The organism is Chloroflexus sp. (genome assembly GCF_049970315.1).
Lineage (GTDB): Bacteria > Chloroflexota > Chloroflexia > Chloroflexales > Chloroflexaceae > Chloroflexus.
This window is the reverse complement of the sequence record NZ_JBMFNE010000011.1, coordinates 79,404-95,413: the sequence shown is the minus strand read 5'-3', so window position 1 is coordinate 95,413 and position 16,010 is coordinate 79,404. Positions and strand designations below refer to the sequence as shown.

Here is a 16,010-nt window from a genome sequence, read left to right as displayed (position 1 = left end):
GGGCAACGGGGCACTGAAGAGATGATGTACAAGTAGCACTGAGGTTCGCTACAGTTGCCTCTCTACCGGCGGGCCATGCCGTCTTCACATGCCTATAGCATACGATGACAAGTTACAAGCGGCAAGAGTTCTTTATTCCCCTTTGCCATGACCCACATGGGTAGCATATAGCAGTATTAACTTTTGCGAGACAGCCGGTTGTCATAGCGCATGCACTCACAACCATCAGACAACAGATTGGCAACCAAGATGTGCTACAATCAAGAATAGTAAACCAACCGGCTCAACAAACCGTTGCATATGCCGTCTAAATCACGAGGCCCAACTCTATTTGACGCGCAACGTCAACAGACGTTGCAGCAACAAGCGCCACTCGCGGCACGGATGCGCCCACGCACGCTCGACGAATTCGTCGGGCAGACGCATATCATCGGTGAGGGTAAACTGCTGCGACGGGCAATTGCCAACGATCAGCTCTTTTCGCTGATCCTGTGGGGGCCGCCGGGGAGTGGCAAGACCACACTAGCTCAGATTATCGCAAGTAGTACCAATGCCCACTTCGAGCCGTTGAGCGCAGTGAGTGCTGGGGTCAACGATCTGCGGCGGGTCGTGCAAGAGGCTAAAGATCGGCTAGGCATGTTCCAACAACGCACGGTCGTCTTTATCGACGAAATCCATCGCTTCAACAAGAGCCAGCAAGACGCTATCCTCCCTTACGTAGAGGATGGCACGATCATTCTGATCGGCGCGACAACCGAGAACCCTTCGTTTGAAGTGAATGCAGCCTTACTCTCGCGAGCGCGCATCTTCACGCTTGAAGCGTTGACCGATGAAGAGATCGGCATATTGATCGACCGGGCACTGAGCGACCGTGAGCGTGGTCTAGGCGATCTGAAGATCATGCTGGCGAGCGATGCGCGTAAATATCTTATCAATATGTCAAATGGTGATGCGCGAACTGCACTGAACGCGCTCGAGGCAGCGGCCCGCTCGAAGCCACCGGCCATCGGCGAGACTCGGCTGATCACGGTTGATGATATTCGCGACGCCTTGCAAAGCCGAGCTGTGCGCTACGATAAACGTGGTGAGTTGCATTACGATGCTATCTCGGCGTTACACAAAAGCATACGTGACAGCGATCCCGACGGTGCACTGTATTGGTTGGGTCGTATGCTCGATGGCGGTGAAGATCCACTCTATATTGCCCGCCGGCTGGTACGGATTGCGGTTGAAGATGTGGGATTGGCCGATCCACAAGCGTTACCGCAGGCGATTGCAGCACAGCAAGCAGTACATTTTCTCGGTCAACCGGAAGGGGAGTTAGCGCTAGCGCAAGCGGTGGTCTACCTTTGCCTCGCGCCGAAGAGCAACGCCCTCTACCGCGCGTACAATGCGGTGCAACGTGACGTAGCCGAAACCCGCAACGAGCCGGTACCGCTCCATTTACGTAATGCACCAACGGAGTTGATGAAACGATTGGGCTACGGACGGGGCTACGAATATGCGCACGATTTGCCGGAAGGTCGGTCGGATCAAGAGCATCTGCCACCAAATCTGGTTGGTCGAATCTACTATGAACCGACTAACCGCGGTTTTGAAGCGGTCGCCCGTGAACGATTGGCGTGGCGCGAGGAACGTCGGTCGCAACCGGAACCGCCAGCACCGGCACCACCCGAGGAGTTAGCGCCCGGTGAAGAACCTCAGGCGCCGCCGGCGGAGACATCGCCACGGCGGCGTGGTAAACGAACTACCTTTTAGGGTTTCGCAGCGGCACGATGTTATTGTGCCGCACGATAAGCTGTTTCCTGACAAGGAACAAAGGTATGATTGACCGAGCACACGTCGTCATTATCGGTGCAGGCGTGATCGGCGCCAGTATTGCCTTTCATCTGGCCGAACGTGGTCTGCGCGATGTGATCATCCTTGAACGCGAAGAAACCGAAATTAGCGGAAGCACTGCTCGCTCGGCAGCCGGCGTGCGTCACCAATTCTCATCACGTACTAACGTGTTACTGTCGCGCTATAGTATCGAACGGTTGCGCCACTTTGAGAAAGAGGTGGGTGGTCACGCCGAACTACACCAAGTCGGTTACTTATTTTTGATTAACGACGAGGCGACATGGGCGCAATATATGCATAATGTCGCGATGCAACGCGAGCTAGGAGTGCGGGTTGAGGTACTTACCCCTGACGAAGCAGCTCGCTTTATCCCAAGGATGCGGATCGACGACCTCATTGGCGCAACATTTGGCCCTGACGACGGTTACTGCGATCCCTATGGAATCGCGCTCGGCTATCTGCGCGCAGCACAACGTCACGGTGTGCGTCTGCGCCGTAGTACACCGGCCATCGGATTCCACATCAATAGTGGGCGAGTCACGGCAGTTGAAACGCCAGCCGGTACCATTGGCTGTGAGATCGTGATCAACTGTGCCGGGCCATGGGCCGGTGAAGTCGCGGCGTTGGCCGGTCTCGATCTACCGGTGCGACCATACCGTCGTAACGTCTATATGACCACCCCCTTCCCGGTCATCAATGCACCGATTCCACTCACAATTGACGTTGCCACCGGTTTCTATATGCGACGCGAAGGTCAGAGTATTTTGATGGGCCGCTCGAAACCTAACGAGCCAAGTAGTACCAACACGAACGTCGATTGGGAATGGCTAGAAGCAGTGATAGAAGCCGGCATCTATCGCTTCCCAATCCTTGAGTCGGCAGGGTTAGCCGAGCAACAGTGTTGGGCCGGGCTATACGAAATCACCCCGGATCATAACCCCATCCTTGGTCGACACCCCGACCTTGAAGGCTATATTGATGCCAGCGGCTTTAGTGGCCATGGCATTATGCACGCTCCGGCTACCGGTCTGCTGATCGCCGAAGAGGTGATCGATGGACGGGCACACACTATCAATATCGACGAGCTGCGGATCGACCGGTTCCGCCGCGGTCAACTCGCATCCGAATTCAATGTTATCTAATGAGGTGATGAACCATGACACTTGATGAAGCCATCGCCGAAATCCAGCGCCGAATTGCTGCGGCTAGCCCCACTGCGGTGACAAGAGTGACGCGCGTGTCAACCGAGGAGGCGAGCATTCGCGCGTATGCCCCTGCTGCTGACGAACAGGCGATCAAGAATGCGACGAACGAGTTTACCATCTCCCTACTGACTAATGAGGGTCTCGATGTGCAGGTATTAGTGTATGACATTACGACCTCGCTCCCGCCAGAGGAGTAGGTGAGCGGGGATGACGAAGGCCTCATGTGGGGATTCTGCTGAGTAGATCAACCGGTTCGGAGGGCAAAAGAACCGCCCCGCTCACGTCCTTGCAGTCACAAGGGCGGAGGCGGGGCGATTACAGTACCACCACGATGCTGTCTCTGTGGCCTGCGTAAGATTTAGAGGATCATCTAGCCGGTGACGGCATAATCGCAGCCTCGGCTTATGTTCATCTCATCGTCGCTCACCGTCCATCAACACTTGCTGCAACTGCCGTTTGAGCCGCGCAAATGCTGGGTCGGTGACGAGGGCATACGAGCGCGGTCGTGGTAGATCGACCCGTACTTCCAACGCGATCCGCGCCGGGCGTGGCGTGAGGACATAGATACGATCGGCGAGAATGATCGCCTCGTCAATGTCGTGGGTAACGAGCACGACGGTGCGATCCAACCGATCCCAGAGCGTCAGCAGCCATTGCTGCAACTGAGCGCGGGTAAGTGCATCGAGCGCACCAAAAGGTTCGTCGAGCAGCATAATCGGGCGATGCCAGAGGACGGTGCGTAAAAAAGCGGCGCGCTGACGCATCCCACCTGACAAAAGAGCAGGGCGGGCATCGCCCCAGCCTTGCAAGCCGAAATCGGCCAGCAACGCACGCGCCTCGCGGCGGGCCGCCGCGACATCGCCGCCCTGCACAACCGTCGCCAACACCGCATTCTCGATCACCGACAGCCACGGCAACAGCGCATCACGTTGCGGCATATACGCCACCTGCCCGCGCCGACCGGTCACCTCAATTCCGTCGATCAGCACTGCACCGGCATCAGGCGATTCAAGACCGGCAATGATGTTGAAGAGAGTCGTTTTTCCACTCCCGCTCGGACCAATAACGGCGACAAACTCGCCTGCCGCGGCCTGCATACTCAACCGGTCGAGCACCTGAACCGGACCGGTTGGCGATGCGAAGGTCTTACTAATTGCACGAAGTTCGAGCGTTGACATATATGTATTGTGATGGCAAGACGCGAAAACGCACCGGGCAGAAGATCGTTTTCACGTCTTGACACGGCTACGGCAAGAAATCGTTGGTAAACGCCTTTTCCGGCTCGATCATGCGAGCGATCAGGTTACGATCGGCCATCCACTGTGCGTAGGCACGCCAGACTTCAAGCTTCTGCTCGCCCCAGCGTGCTGCCTCGGCCTGATACTGACCGGCCAGATATTGCTGACTACGCCGGACAAGTTCGGCATCGAGTTCAGGCGCAGCTTTGAGCAAAATATCGGCTGCTTCACCCGGTTGCTCAATGGCAAAGCGATACCCGGCGCTCGTGGCAGCGAGGAAGCGTCGCACAAGATCGGGTTGTTCGGCAATGAGCTTCTCACCGGTGATGAGCACGGGCGTATAGTAATCGGGAATGCACTGGAGATCATTCATCATCACAATGTTGAGTGGCACGCCCCGCACCTCAGCCTCGATTCCCGTCCAACCCTTAAAGATCCAGACAAAATCCACTTCATCACGCTCGGTCGCGACAAAGAAATCGGAGCTGCCGATGTCAACGAACTGCACCTGATCGAATTGATCGCCAACTCCAGCGCATTCGAGCAACCCCTTAATCACTGCTTGTTCGACGGGCGAACCGAATGCACCATACTTTTTACCGATAAAATCGCGCGGGCTAGTGATGCCCTCTTCAGCACGGCTGGCAAAACCACTCGTATTGTGCTGAATAATCGCAGCAATCGAGACAATCGGTACGCCCTCGACCCGAGCCTGAGTTACGCCTTCCTGATACGAAATACCAAAATCGAGGCGGCCCGTTGCCACCAACTGCTCGACAGTCCCCCCCTCTTGTGCGCCGAGGATCTCAACCTCTAAGCCTTGCTGGGCATAGTAGCCTTTCGCCTGAGCAACGTACAAGCCGGTATGGTTGGTATTCGGCGTCCAATCCAGTCCCACCCGCACTTTGGTGAGAGGAGCTTGGGTCGACGTTGTCGGCGTAGCGGCACCACCGCCACAGGCGGTCAGCAGGATGACCAGGGTCAGCAAAAACCATCTGTGCATTAGTGTTCTCCCTTCCAAAACACGATCCAGCGTTCAAGCAAACTCACCAACGAAAAGAGGGCAACCGTGAGTAACGAGGTTACTAATGCCGCGACAAAAACCTGATCGGTGCGAAAAGCGCGTAACGAACGGGCGATGTACACGCCCAACCCAGCGCTAGCCCCAATCCATTCGGCCAAGACTGCACCGATAACACTGTAGGTAATCGCGACTTTGATCCCGGTAAAGATCATTGGCAGCGCTGCACGCAAACGGAGCAAGCGAAGCAGTTGCCAGTAGGTAGCACCCATCGCCTCAAGGAGACGGCGCTGATCGCGGTCGGCGCTTTGCAAGCCATCAATTGTATTGACCACAATCGGGAAGAAGGTAATCAGAGCGACGACCAACATCTTGGGTAAAAGACCGAACCCAAAACCCACCACCAATAACGGTGCAATCGCAACAATCGGCACCGTCTGAGATGTTACCAGTAGCGGATAAAGGGCGCGACGGAGCAACGGCGAGGCATCGAGGGCCACGCCCAGCCCAAAACCGGTCACCAATGCCAGTGCGAAGCCGGGGATAGTCACGGTAAGGGTAGCCAAGGTATGTTCGACCAACACCGGCAAGCTGCTCAAGAGCGTAGTCACAATCCGAGACGGTGGTGGCAGCAACCAGACCGGTACAGCCCAAAACCAGACCAGTCCCTCCCAAAGGAGCAATAAGCCAACCACGAGGAGAGTCGGCGGTCCGTATTCAGCCAATCGAATCCGCCACGTTACCTGCACCGACAACGGCCGGGTTGGAGGAGTAATAGGAGCAGAAGCCTCTTCACTCATACTTCGCCAACTTTTCGGCAATCGACGAACCGTTGGGATCGTAATCAACCTTGATCAGGGTAAAGACCCGGCTAGCACCGGCGGCCAGTACAGCGTCTTGCGCCCGTTTAATCACGGCCATAATCGTATCGTAATCACCTTCAATGGTCGTTTCCATTGGACAGACACGGTACGTCAAGCCACTTTCGGCCACTACCGCAATCGCGGCATCAACAGCGGCATAGGTCGTAGCTTTATCGGGCAAACCGGCGGGCAGAACCTCGAAACTGACGGTAACTGCGGGCATACGTTCCTCCTTAACATACGATCATCTAACAACAAAAAACCGCCGCCCCAGCGAATGGAAGCGACGGTACGTCACATCACTTAGCAATCCCTCCGCTGGCATAACCCAGATCAGGTTCAAAGGGTTAGCGGCATCAGTTGGGCCGCACTCTCAGCCAGGCTCTCCCGGCACCCCTCGCTACATATGAAGTTGTGTTGGTAATGATAGAAGGAAGTTAAGCGCTTGTCAAGCGCCAGACAACAACGACCGGCTAGTGCCGGTCGCTTCTGGTGGGCCGCCTCGGATTCGAACCGAGAACCTGTCGGTTATGAGCCGATTGCTCTGCCGTTGAGCTAGCGGCCCGCTGCCTTATTATAGCGAAGAGCAAGGATTGTCGTCAACTCATCGGTTTTTGCCCAACTACCAACAGCATTGAGCGGGTTGGTGGGATGGCCGTCGTAAGGACGAAGAAGAGCGCCTTGGCGAGCACACGATGAGGAGCGCGGAACAGCCGGCCGGCTTCGAGACCGACTCGCTCCCACGGTGATTCAAACCGCTTGAGCGCAATGCGAAAACCGGCTTGCTCAACAAGCCACGTCAGCTCGTCCATGGTGTACGTGCGGCTATGGGTGGTATAGCGCGCCTCGCCCTCAAGCAACATTTGATGGCGAAACTCTTCACGGGTACTCAAGCTCTGCCACAACAGCATGCGGACAATCGCCCGCGCCCGACTTTTGAGATACAGCTCATTGGGTGTCGTAATCAGCACACGACCACCGGGTCGAAGGACGCGGTAAAACTCACGTAAGATCGGCAGGGGCGAATAGACCATGTGCTCGATCACTTCTGAAAAGATCACCCAATCAAAGCCGGCATCAGGATAGGGCAGCGGTTCGCGCTCAAGATGAACCCGCCGTACTTCGACCCCTAACCGATCCCAGAGCGCTTTGCGGGTAAGAGGGTCGAGATCGGCCCCACTGACTCGAAAACCGGCGCCAACTAATAATTCGGTAAACTGGCCCGGAGTGACACCGACTTCAAGTACATGCGCGCCATGCGCCGGCCCCATTGCTCGCAACATTGCGGCGAAGCGATGGCGATGTAAGCGGAAGTAGGCCTCTTTACCATCGGCACGCGCGCTCTGGGCCACCCGCGCAAAAAGAGCTGATTCATCAACTTTCGTCATGGTTTGTTCGTCTATGTAATAAGAAGTTGCACATCATCGCTTACACGGTAACGGCGGTCTACCTCATTATGCCGCGCCGTATAGTATCATACTCGTGACAGATCGGCGAGTCGGGTATCGCGCGCCGGTTTGATAGGAAGGAGCCGAGGAATGTTTCCACCTTCTCAGTCGTCAACCCCACAACGAAGCGAATTGAGCCGACTGTTTCTGCGATGGCTCATCTACTCGCTGGCAATCTTTGCTGCGGTCTGGATCGTACCGGGGATCGAGTTTAGCGGGCCGGGCTGGCAGATTGGGGTAGTAGCTCTGCTGTTTGGGCTGCTTAACGCTCTGCTACGGCCCCTGCTTTACTTCCTGACCTGCCCGCTCGTTATTTTGACCCTCGGTTTGTTTGGCTTGGTGATCAATGCGCTGCTGTTAGGATTAACGTCAGCACTCGCCGACCAGCTTGGTATCAATTTCGTGGTTAATGGCTTCTGGCCGGCCTTTTTTGGTGGCGTGGTTATCTCGCTCGTCAGCACGACCTTGCAATACCTTGCCGGCGATGTCCAATTTCGGATCGTGGTTGAGCGTCGGCCAAGGGAGTAAGGAGGGGTACAGTGACGCCCGTACCCCTAGCGACGAATAATGGCCTCAAATCCGTTCACGAGCGCGATGGAGCCGTATCGTGCGGGTTAGCAAGGTAGCACCCAGCAATAACACACCAAGGAAGGGTATCCCGGCACTCGTATTCGGTAGCGGTGCTTGACTACCGCTTTGACCACCTGCCGCCGGTGGTACAGGTATGGTGGTAGCGGTCACCGTGCCACCCGTCATCGGCGTCACCGTCACCGAAGCAATTACCGTCACCGTTGCCGTCACCGTCGGGCTACTCGTCACTACCGGCGTTCGACCGATCGTTGGTGACAACGTCGGAGTAGCCGTCGCCACCTGCTGTGATCCGACCACCAACACGGTACTGATATTGGAAAAGACCGGCCGACTCAACCCGCTATAATTCGCCTGCGCTTGAACCACAAGGAGCGTACCCACTGCCACGTTAGGCTGGACACGGGTTGCAATGGTCAACTCTACCCGCTCACGGGGGGCGAGATCAGGTGCAACGTAGGTTACTATCCGCCCGTTGATCACCGGATCGGCCCCGCGACTTGCATTGGCATTCAACACCTGCAAGTTCGCCGGCATAACGCTGCGAACATTGACAGTGCTGATCGTTTGAGATGGATGCGAGTTGCCCAAGATTACCGTAAAGACCACGTCCTGACCGGCATAAACACTTCCCCAATCACTCGATAGCCGCAAGAGCAGATCAGACTCACCGAACACAGCCGGTGCAGGTGGCTCGGTTGGAGTTGGCGACACCTCCGGTGTCGGCGTATTGGTTGGCGGTACCGGCGGACGAGGACGCGGCGTTGCTGTTGGGCGAGGCACAACCGTGACGACCGGCGCCGGTGATGGCGGCTCCGTCGGTAACACCGGTGGAGGAGCAGTGGGCGGCGGTGGTACGGGTGATGCTGTTGGAGTAGGCTCAGGAGGCGCCGGAGGTCGTGGCGGAGATGTTGGCCGTGGGGTAGACGGTACCGGAGTGTTGGTTACAACCACCGTTGGCGGGATAGCCGTCACCAATGTTGGGGTAGTAGGCACCGTTGGGGTTGGGGTTGCCGTGAGGGTTGGGGTTGCAGACGTTGGTTCTGGAGTGGGCTGTGCTGATCCGGCAACCGTGACATTGACAACATTTGAAACACCGATCCGCAAACTACCCTGTTCAAGTGTCGCTTGATTAGGAATAACCGTTCCCTCGCTGACCGATGAACCTACCCGTACCTGTATCGTTACTGATGCCGGATTAAGACTACTAACGTTTAGCGTGCAGAGCACCGTCTGACCCAAAAAGCACGATCCTCCTACCGCCGATACGTTGAGTACTTCAAGCTCAGGTGCTAGTACATCACGTAGCGTCAGGGTAAGCGTACTATCACTTTGGGTCGTCACGGCAAGACTATAGCTAAACGGTTGACCGGGCGCCGCTGTACTTAATGAAGCAAACTTGTTCACGCGGGTGATACCAGGGGTAGGTGACGGTGTCGGTGTATTTACCGTCGGCGTCACCGCGGTCGGTGTATTTACCGTCGGCGTCACCGCGGTCGGTGTATCCACCGTCGGCGTCACCGCGGTCGGTGTATTTACCGTCGGCGTCACCGCGGTCGGTGTATCCACCGTCGGCGTCACCGGGGTTACCGTTCCTGGCGTGGGTGAATTTACCGGTGTAAACGTTGGTGGGCGCTGTTCAAGGCTAACAGTCGTTTCAGTCACAGCCATCAGCCCCTGCGCCGGCACAACCGGCGGGAGCAACCAATTCAGCACCTCGAACGAGAGAGGTACCACAATCATCAAGACACTCACCGCAATCGCCATAAGTTCCCAGATCGTCCACGGTGCCGGAGCACGACCGCGACCAGGGGGTAACTTGGCAGAGTGCGACGGTTTTGGTGGCATACAGCCTCCTTGCCTCAACTGAGCGGGCGCGAGTCGACCAGATCGGCAATGACGATCAGGCGTTGCGTATCCCAGTTGGTGCAGGTAATCAAGGTGAGAACGGGTGATGGAGTCGGATCCATCACCTCCACCTGCGTTGGCCAAACATTGCGCAATTCACGGACACGGTAGCGGTACTGCCAACTACCTGTTTCGAGCACAATCTCATCACCAACCTTAAGTGCCGGTAGATTACGAAACACCGCCCCGCGCAAACCGGCGTGACCCGACAACACGGTGTTACCTGTCGTTCCCGGCAAAGCTGTGCCGTGATGGTAGCCGGCAGCATACTCGGCCACCTGCCACGCACCATCGACCACAAAGACCTCGTAGACAGGTGTATCCAATTGGATCGCGGGGATACGCAACCGTTGCGGTCGGGGATCGGTTTTGGGTAAGGGTTGAACATGCGTTTGTGGCGCAAGATAATCTGGTGGTTCGACGGCCAATTCAGATTTCGTAAAGGGCAAGGCAGGAAGATGAGGTGCAGCCGCCGGTGGAGCGACCGGAGCCGGTGGGATCGGTATTGTCGGTGCAAGCACCTCAGGTTGGGTTTGTGCTATCCATGCTCGCCACCAATCACGCCCGTAGCCATCGATCAGCCAGTATGCAAAGACTGCAACCATCGCGATAAAGAGGATGACTTCGGTGACGAGCAGTACTCGATCAACCCAGGTGCGCTGCAAGAAGCCGCGTAGTGCCTGTTCACGCTGCACCGTGCGTGAACGTAACTGTGCCGGACGCAGCGGATGGCGCCGAGCCGGGATTTCTTGTAACAGGAGGTGTTGCAGCAAATCGCGATCACTGATCGGCTGTTCCGACGATACAGCCAACCAGCGGGGAGAGGAGCGTTGCTGCGAAGATGTGGTCATCGTCGTACTGTTACTGACTCTGCTCGTGAACAGAATGGTACACTCGGTTGAGAATCTCGCTGTATCGCAAGCGGCATTACAACCTTTTCGGTTTGAAAAACGACATATTCCGCATGATTAGCACACAAATATGCATTCCATCCATTCGATTGCAAGCATTATAGCCGAGGCTAGAATGCTCTGCAATAGGCAACTATGGCTATCTACCATGCAAACACGCGGTCAAGTATTATCCGGTCAGGGCCACACAGAGACGTTCTACCCCGGCAACAAAGACGTGTGGTTCGGTCAGCGCCGACAGCATAATATGACAGCCGGGAACATCACCGTAGAAATAACCAGGATGGACAAAGACGCCCTGTTCAAGGAGATAGAGAGCGAGCGCCTCTTCATCATCCCAGCCGCTGATGGAAGGAAAGAGATAATAACCACCGGCAGGAGGACGGGCATGGATACGGTGGTGATCGGCGAACCGTTGCAGGGCAAAGGTCAGATTCGTGCGCACCCGTTCAACCATCGCTGAAACAAACGCTTCACCGGCAGCGAAGAGGGTCGGCAAGAGGAACTGGCTGAGCGCATTTGCCCCAAGCAACGTATCGTTAAGCAGCTCTAGCCGTGCAGCAAAAGCGCGCGCAGGTCGGTTAAGTGCAATCCATCCCAATTTGAGGTCGGGTAAAGCGAACAATTTTGAGATACCGTTCAGGGTAAATACCGGCAGATCGGGATGGAGGGCCGCCAACGGCGGAGTCGAAGGTGCTGCATACGTAAATGGAGCAAAGACCTCATCACAGATGATAGGTACACCGAGCAGATCAAGGGTTGTCAGCGAATGTTCGACAATTGCGCCGGTGGGGTTATGTGGTGAGACGATCAAAATTGCGCGTGTTCGGTCATCAACCGCGCGACGCAACGAGCGTTGGTTGATCTGCCAATCCCGGTCTTCATCGAGTTGATAGCTACGCAATTCCAGATTACGGAGCGCAGCCAGATATTCAAACAGTGGGTAGGTCACATTCGGTACGAGGAGGTTATCACCCGGATCGGCGAGTAAAGCAAAGAGCAGACTATAGGCCTCGCTCGTGCTGGCCGTCAGGAAAATATCGTTGGGCGTGAGAACCAACGGTGGCGTACGCCGTGCGTAATACGCGACAATTGCCTCGCGTGCTGCCAAATCACCGTGAGGATCAGGTCGGTAACAGCGAGTTGTCCAGTATTTAGCGGCAGCAGTTGCCAATACCTCCGGTGGAAAGAGCAACCCTTGGGTTGTCGGGTTACTGCTTGTTAGATCGATCAGATCGCCGCGTGCTGCACACGCTTGCCGGGCTACCTCCAACCGATTGGGTGACAAATCAAGCTGGGTAAAAACGCCGGCCATCCTACGCACCATTCAGCGAAACAGCGAGATGACGCCAAAACGCATCACGTTCACCGGGCACAAACGGCAGATAGAGTGCAACCCGGTCGAGCAAACCCTCGTACCGTTCCCGCAACGCCGCTGGCAGATCGGCCGGATCGGCTTCCACAGCAAAGGTCGCCATCATTGTTTCGTCGATCAGTGCAGTCATCTCGGCCCACCGCTGCTGCGCCGCCAAGCGCGACAACTCTTCGCCAACCTCACCCCAGCCATGGCATTCAAGCACAGTGCGGTAGGTCGGTGTCGAGGCATAAAAGGCAATTTGCTGACGCACGAAGGCGCGCATGCGGGCGCGTTCGGTGGCATTATGTCCGGTAATCACTAAAGCACTTCCGGCGATGATACACGCCGCCGGATCGCGACCGGCAGCCACAGCTCCGGCGGTAATCTGCGGGCGCAAAACTTCGCGCAAATAACGGGCACTTGAGAGTGGATGGGCGTGGAAGCCATCGCATATCTCACCGGCCAGATGGGCAAGACCGGTATTCACACCGGCGATATAAATTGGGATCTGCGGATGATCGATCGGGCCAGGACTAAAGAAAGGTGTCATCAACGTATGTTGATAGTATTGTCCGCGATAATCGAGCTTGCTGCCAGTCTGCCAACACTGCCAGATGGCACGGAGCGCATCGATGTAGTCGCGCAACCGGCCTACCGGCGAATCCCAGACGCTGCTAAAACGTCGTTCGATATGGGCCTTCACCTGTGTGCCTAACCCCAACACAAACCGCCCGCCACTAAAACCGGCCAGATCCCACGCAATCTGAGCCGTCACCATTGGGCTACGTGGAAAAGCGATTGCCACCGCCGTACCGATAGTAAGCCGCCGCGTATGTTCGGCAGCAATTGTGAGGGGGAGAAAGGGGTTGTGGGCTGTCTCCGGTGCCCAAAGCGCAGCAAAGCCAATCGCCTCGGCAGCTTGGGCCACGGCGGCGGCGTTCGGCAAGGGATTGGCATCAACCTGAAAAGCGGCATCGAGCAAGAGCATAATGTTCTCCGTGACAGATCGGCTTCTGAATGGATATGATAGCAGATGTTAGGGCAAGAGGTGCAGGCCACTACGGGTGCGAAACTCGCGACGCGGGCTGAGGGTGAAGAGCCGCCAAGAGTCACAAAAGACATAGAATCTTGGCTTTTTGCGAGCTTTAGGTGTTTTTATGGTTATTCCTATGCCGCACGCCACAGCGCAAGTTGGCTACCTTGCGCAAGACCTCTACCATTGCCGCATTCCGTAGAGCAAGCACCGAAGGATGGTGACCACATGGCCCCGAAGGGCTGCTACGGTTGCGAAACTGGCGACGCGGGCTGAGAGTGAAGAACTGTCAAGCGCCACAAAAGACCCAACATCTAAGAGGGTCGTTTTGCGCGGTTTGGGTGTTTTGGTGGCTCTTTATCACTCATCCCACAACGAAGGAAGGGTTGGGAGGGCAGATACTGCTACGAAACGATGCACAAATGATACGTTTTCGATGAGTAATAGAATCCCGCTCTTGGGGGAGATTGCTTCGCCTCGCGGCGGGCCGAGCGGTGCTCGGCCCCGACCGCTCGGCTCGCAATGACAAGCGAGAAGCGGCTCCTCACTCCACATCGCAAGATCAGCCACCGGGCGCTGCGACGATACCGTTGCGTTCGTCGTTTACGGCCTAATCTGATGCAGCAGCGCCGTCAAACGGTCATAATCCTCTTTGAGCAGCCGGGCCAATTCACGGCCAACCCGCACCAGATAGGCAGGGCCATCACGGCGGGCCAATGCGATCGCGCGGACGGACACGGCCAACAGTTCATCCGACGGCACCCCGGGAGCGAGCAAAACGGTGCGCAAAAAATCGAGTTGCTCGCCGAACATAACCAGTTCAGCATCGGTACAAGGATAGACTGAATAGTGAACCGGTGGCGGCTGGGGCGGCAGGCGTTGAAACAAACGCCCATCGAGGGTGTAACCGACCGTCAGTGCAGCGAACTCGGTTTGCAGCACCTCGCCGAGATCGGGATGTTCGCGGTAGATTTGGTCGTCGTACAGATTGCGCCCGCTGTAGGTACGGCCACGCACAATCGCCCGACCACCCGGTTCGCGGCTGCCGGTATGAATATCGTAGACCAGTCCATAGACCTGCATATTGGTATCACGAGTCGTGGCCCGCACCAACGCGCCAAACGGCGGCGCAGCCAACAATTCGTATGTCGCAGCGACAAACTGAGTCGTCGAAGACTCGATAATTTCACCGATCCGGCCATTTTGCGGCATCGTCATGAGTATCATCCCTGCACAAACTGCTTACTCTCGCGCTTGGCCGAAACGCCAGCCGGCGCTTCGGCGCGCTGGATCGCACCAGAGACCATCTGCTCGAACATGCGCCGCTCGGCGCTGCGAATCACCGCTTGTTCGTGAGCACGCTGCAAGGCAATCGGATAGCCCAGGCCGCGCGCCGCTTGATCGTAGACCAACGCATGCACCTGATTGACCCATGCCGGCTGGCTCGCCACCCAACCGGGTAGCTCGACACGGGCCAGCTCGCGCCCGACCCGCAAGAAAAAGAAGTGAATCTGGTGATGTTCGTACCGCTCAACGCTAATCCGGCTCAGCGAGCGAAAAATAGGACTGCGCTGACCTTCACGCAAACGCGGCGCAAACAGATCGGCGTCGATCAAGTCTTGGCACACCATACACGACGGGGTGAGTCCCTGTTTGGCATCACTACATTGGGTACAATTTGCCCCGCGCTGCGCTTTGACATTCACATCAGGGCACAGCATCAACCGGACCAACCCCATCACCTCTGGCGAGCGACTGCGACTGATGTACGAAGCAACCGGGATGGCTAGCTTCTGCATCTGGTCGAGATATGCCAAATACTGCTGCAAAAAGTGATCGCGTACTTTCGCGTCGGCATTCGCCAACGCCCATCGAATCAAGGTACCATCTTGTAATGCTACACGTGGAAGGTTCGGATCGGTCAGATAGTCGGCGGCTAATCGTGCCAACGCTAATCCTTCCTCAACATCACGCCGCATACTCAGCACCGCACCTTCAATGGGAATGCGGCGCGTGTCATCAGTCAAAAATAGCTCATCTTCGGTAAAGAAGAGGCGCGGTAGCGATTCGAGCCGAGCTTCTGGGTTGGTTCCATACCGGATATAGACCTGCCCAATGTTGATCAAGTAACAATCAACCTCACCGTGGCGGTCGACATCGAGATGCGAGCCATCGGTCGCCACGATTGCATAGTCGTTGGGTATAGGTGGCAAATCGCCTACCGTATCGAGCGCCTCCACCGGATCGGCCAATAGCCAGTTGAACGATGGTGAACTTAACTCAACCGCGGTATGCCATGTATCTTCCTGACCGACCCCGGCCAGATAGCGTTGGCGCACCTCATCAAGACGCTGATCACGCTGTCGCGCTTCACGGGCAACGGTCTGGCTCATCACACGAACCTGTTTACCGAGCGCAGCGAGATTAAGACTCATGCCGACTCCTTCGCTCACCTGTTCGTATTGTTTAGGATAGATGATCCGGTACGGTCTGTCAATGTACGTGGGCAAAGGAGAACGTTACGGTAAAGGTGCAATGTTCGATATACCGAGAGTGTGCTGTGCGAGCGATCGCACTTCCAGCTTGCACCATACCGTTT

Annotated in this window: 15 protein-coding genes, 1 tRNA gene and 1 riboswitch; of the genes, 4 read left to right on the top strand and 12 right to left on the bottom strand. The window is 56.4% G+C overall.

The annotated features are described in order from the left end of the window. Positions 1-300 precede the first annotated feature (300 nt). The 3 genes from ACP5OT_RS09605 to ACP5OT_RS09595 all read left to right on the top strand — a co-directional run bounded on the left by ACP5OT_RS09605 (position 301) and on the right by ACP5OT_RS09595 (position 3,241). A complete protein-coding gene (locus tag ACP5OT_RS09605; RefSeq protein ID WP_424675667.1) occupies positions 301-1,758 on the top strand; it encodes a replication-associated recombination protein A in 1,458 nt (485 codons plus the stop codon). A 65-nt stretch (positions 1,759-1,823) separates the two neighbouring features. Further along, positions 1,824-2,981 (top strand): NAD(P)/FAD-dependent oxidoreductase, encoded by a 1,158-nt coding sequence (locus ACP5OT_RS09600; protein WP_424675666.1) that lies wholly within the window; start codon positions 1,824-1,826, stop codon positions 2,979-2,981. A gap of 14 nt (positions 2,982-2,995) precedes the next feature. Then, complete coding sequence (locus ACP5OT_RS09595; RefSeq protein ID WP_424675665.1) at positions 2,996-3,241, top strand: hypothetical protein; 246 nt, start codon at positions 2,996-2,998, stop codon at positions 3,239-3,241. A 216-nt stretch (positions 3,242-3,457) separates the two neighbouring features. Here ACP5OT_RS09595 and ACP5OT_RS09590 read toward each other — a convergent pair whose 3' ends face one another. The 6 genes from ACP5OT_RS09590 to ACP5OT_RS09565 form a co-directional block, all read right to left on the bottom strand. Then, positions 3,458-4,222: an ABC transporter ATP-binding protein gene (locus ACP5OT_RS09590; RefSeq protein ID WP_424675664.1), complete on the bottom strand. Its 765-nt coding sequence runs from the start codon at positions 4,220-4,222 to the stop codon at positions 3,458-3,460. Between the two features lie 67 nt (positions 4,223-4,289). Continuing rightward, entirely contained in the window at positions 4,290-5,285 is a 996-nt protein-coding gene (locus ACP5OT_RS09585) for an ABC transporter substrate-binding protein (RefSeq protein WP_424675663.1), read from the bottom strand. Then, complete coding sequence (locus ACP5OT_RS09580) at positions 5,285-6,103, bottom strand: ABC transporter permease (RefSeq protein WP_424675662.1); 819 nt, start codon at positions 6,101-6,103, stop codon at positions 5,285-5,287. Before ACP5OT_RS09580 ends, ACP5OT_RS09585 begins: the two co-directional genes overlap by 1 nt. Next, positions 6,096-6,389, bottom strand: coding sequence for a thiamine-binding protein (locus ACP5OT_RS09575; protein ID WP_015941821.1), 294 nt, complete (start codon positions 6,387-6,389; stop codon positions 6,096-6,098). The genes ACP5OT_RS09580 and ACP5OT_RS09575 overlap by 8 nt, the downstream gene beginning before the upstream one ends. 69 nt (positions 6,390-6,458) lie before the next feature. Further along, positions 6,459-6,574: riboswitch (TPP riboswitch) on the bottom strand. Between the two features lie 82 nt (positions 6,575-6,656). Beyond that, positions 6,657-6,731: transfer RNA gene (locus tag ACP5OT_RS09570), tRNA-Ile, on the bottom strand. A 34-nt stretch (positions 6,732-6,765) separates the two neighbouring features. Next, entirely contained in the window at positions 6,766-7,554 is a 789-nt protein-coding gene (locus tag ACP5OT_RS09565; protein WP_015941820.1) for a class I SAM-dependent methyltransferase, read from the bottom strand. Between the two features lie 150 nt (positions 7,555-7,704). On the opposite strand from ACP5OT_RS09565, the gene ACP5OT_RS09560 reads away from it, so the two are divergent. Further along, complete coding sequence (locus ACP5OT_RS09560; RefSeq protein ID WP_424675661.1) at positions 7,705-8,142, top strand: phage holin family protein; 438 nt, start codon at positions 7,705-7,707, stop codon at positions 8,140-8,142. 45 nt (positions 8,143-8,187) lie between these two features. On the opposite strand, the gene ACP5OT_RS09555 is transcribed toward ACP5OT_RS09560, so the two are convergent. The 6 genes from ACP5OT_RS09555 to ACP5OT_RS09530 form a co-directional block, all read right to left on the bottom strand. Continuing rightward, a complete protein-coding gene (locus tag ACP5OT_RS09555; RefSeq protein WP_428131979.1) occupies positions 8,188-10,050 on the bottom strand; it encodes a hypothetical protein in 1,863 nt (620 codons plus the stop codon). Positions 10,051-10,064: 14 nt separating this feature from the next. Continuing rightward, positions 10,065-10,961 (bottom strand): sortase, encoded by an 897-nt coding sequence (locus ACP5OT_RS09550; protein WP_424675659.1) that lies wholly within the window; start codon positions 10,959-10,961, stop codon positions 10,065-10,067. 229 nt (positions 10,962-11,190) lie between these two features. Next, complete coding sequence (locus ACP5OT_RS09545; protein WP_424675658.1) at positions 11,191-12,336, bottom strand: pyridoxal phosphate-dependent aminotransferase; 1,146 nt, start codon at positions 12,334-12,336, stop codon at positions 11,191-11,193. A 1-nt stretch (position 12,337) separates the two neighbouring features. After that, complete coding sequence (locus ACP5OT_RS09540) at positions 12,338-13,366, bottom strand: LLM class F420-dependent oxidoreductase (RefSeq protein ID WP_428111395.1); 1,029 nt, start codon at positions 13,364-13,366, stop codon at positions 12,338-12,340. Positions 13,367-14,014: 648 nt separating this feature from the next. Then, entirely contained in the window at positions 14,015-14,629 is a 615-nt protein-coding gene (locus ACP5OT_RS09535) for an HAS-barrel domain-containing protein (protein WP_424675656.1), read from the bottom strand. Between the two features lie 5 nt (positions 14,630-14,634). Continuing rightward, positions 14,635-15,846 (bottom strand): DNA double-strand break repair nuclease NurA, encoded by a 1,212-nt coding sequence (locus ACP5OT_RS09530; RefSeq protein WP_428131977.1) that lies wholly within the window; start codon positions 15,844-15,846, stop codon positions 14,635-14,637. Positions 15,847-16,010: the final 164 nt, after the last annotated feature.

Bases quoted from the DNA above. Each gene is read 5' to 3' on its own strand.
- ACP5OT_RS09605 (WP_424675667.1), top strand. From the start codon at position 301: ATGCCGTCTAAATCACGAGGCCCAACTCTATTTGACGCGCAACGTCAA.
- ACP5OT_RS09600 (WP_424675666.1), top strand. From the start codon at position 1,824: ATGATTGACCGAGCACACGTCGTCATTATCGGTGCAGGCGTGATCGGC.
- ACP5OT_RS09595 (WP_424675665.1), top strand. From the start codon at position 2,996: ATGACACTTGATGAAGCCATCGCCGAAATCCAGCGCCGAATTGCTGCG.
- ACP5OT_RS09590 (WP_424675664.1), bottom strand. From the start codon at position 4,222: ATGTCAACGCTCGAACTTCGTGCAATTAGTAAGACCTTCGCATCGCCA.
- ACP5OT_RS09585 (WP_424675663.1), bottom strand. From the start codon at position 5,285: ATGCACAGATGGTTTTTGCTGACCCTGGTCATCCTGCTGACCGCCTGT.
- ACP5OT_RS09580 (WP_424675662.1), bottom strand. From the start codon at position 6,103: ATGAGTGAAGAGGCTTCTGCTCCTATTACTCCTCCAACCCGGCCGTTG.
- ACP5OT_RS09575 (WP_015941821.1), bottom strand. From the start codon at position 6,389: ATGCCCGCAGTTACCGTCAGTTTCGAGGTTCTGCCCGCCGGTTTGCCC.
- ACP5OT_RS09565 (WP_015941820.1), bottom strand. From the start codon at position 7,554: ATGACGAAAGTTGATGAATCAGCTCTTTTTGCGCGGGTGGCCCAGAGC.
- ACP5OT_RS09560 (WP_424675661.1), top strand. From the start codon at position 7,705: ATGTTTCCACCTTCTCAGTCGTCAACCCCACAACGAAGCGAATTGAGC.
- ACP5OT_RS09555 (WP_428131979.1), bottom strand. From the start codon at position 10,050: ATGCCACCAAAACCGTCGCACTCTGCCAAGTTACCCCCTGGTCGCGGT.
- ACP5OT_RS09550 (WP_424675659.1), bottom strand. From the start codon at position 10,961: ATGACCACATCTTCGCAGCAACGCTCCTCTCCCCGCTGGTTGGCTGTA.
- ACP5OT_RS09545 (WP_424675658.1), bottom strand. From the start codon at position 12,336: ATGGCCGGCGTTTTTACCCAGCTTGATTTGTCACCCAATCGGTTGGAG.
- ACP5OT_RS09540 (WP_428111395.1), bottom strand. From the start codon at position 13,366: ATGCTCTTGCTCGATGCCGCTTTTCAGGTTGATGCCAATCCCTTGCCG.
- ACP5OT_RS09535 (WP_424675656.1), bottom strand. From the start codon at position 14,629: ATGACGATGCCGCAAAATGGCCGGATCGGTGAAATTATCGAGTCTTCG.
- ACP5OT_RS09530 (WP_428131977.1), bottom strand. From the start codon at position 15,846: ATGAGTCTTAATCTCGCTGCGCTCGGTAAACAGGTTCGTGTGATGAGC.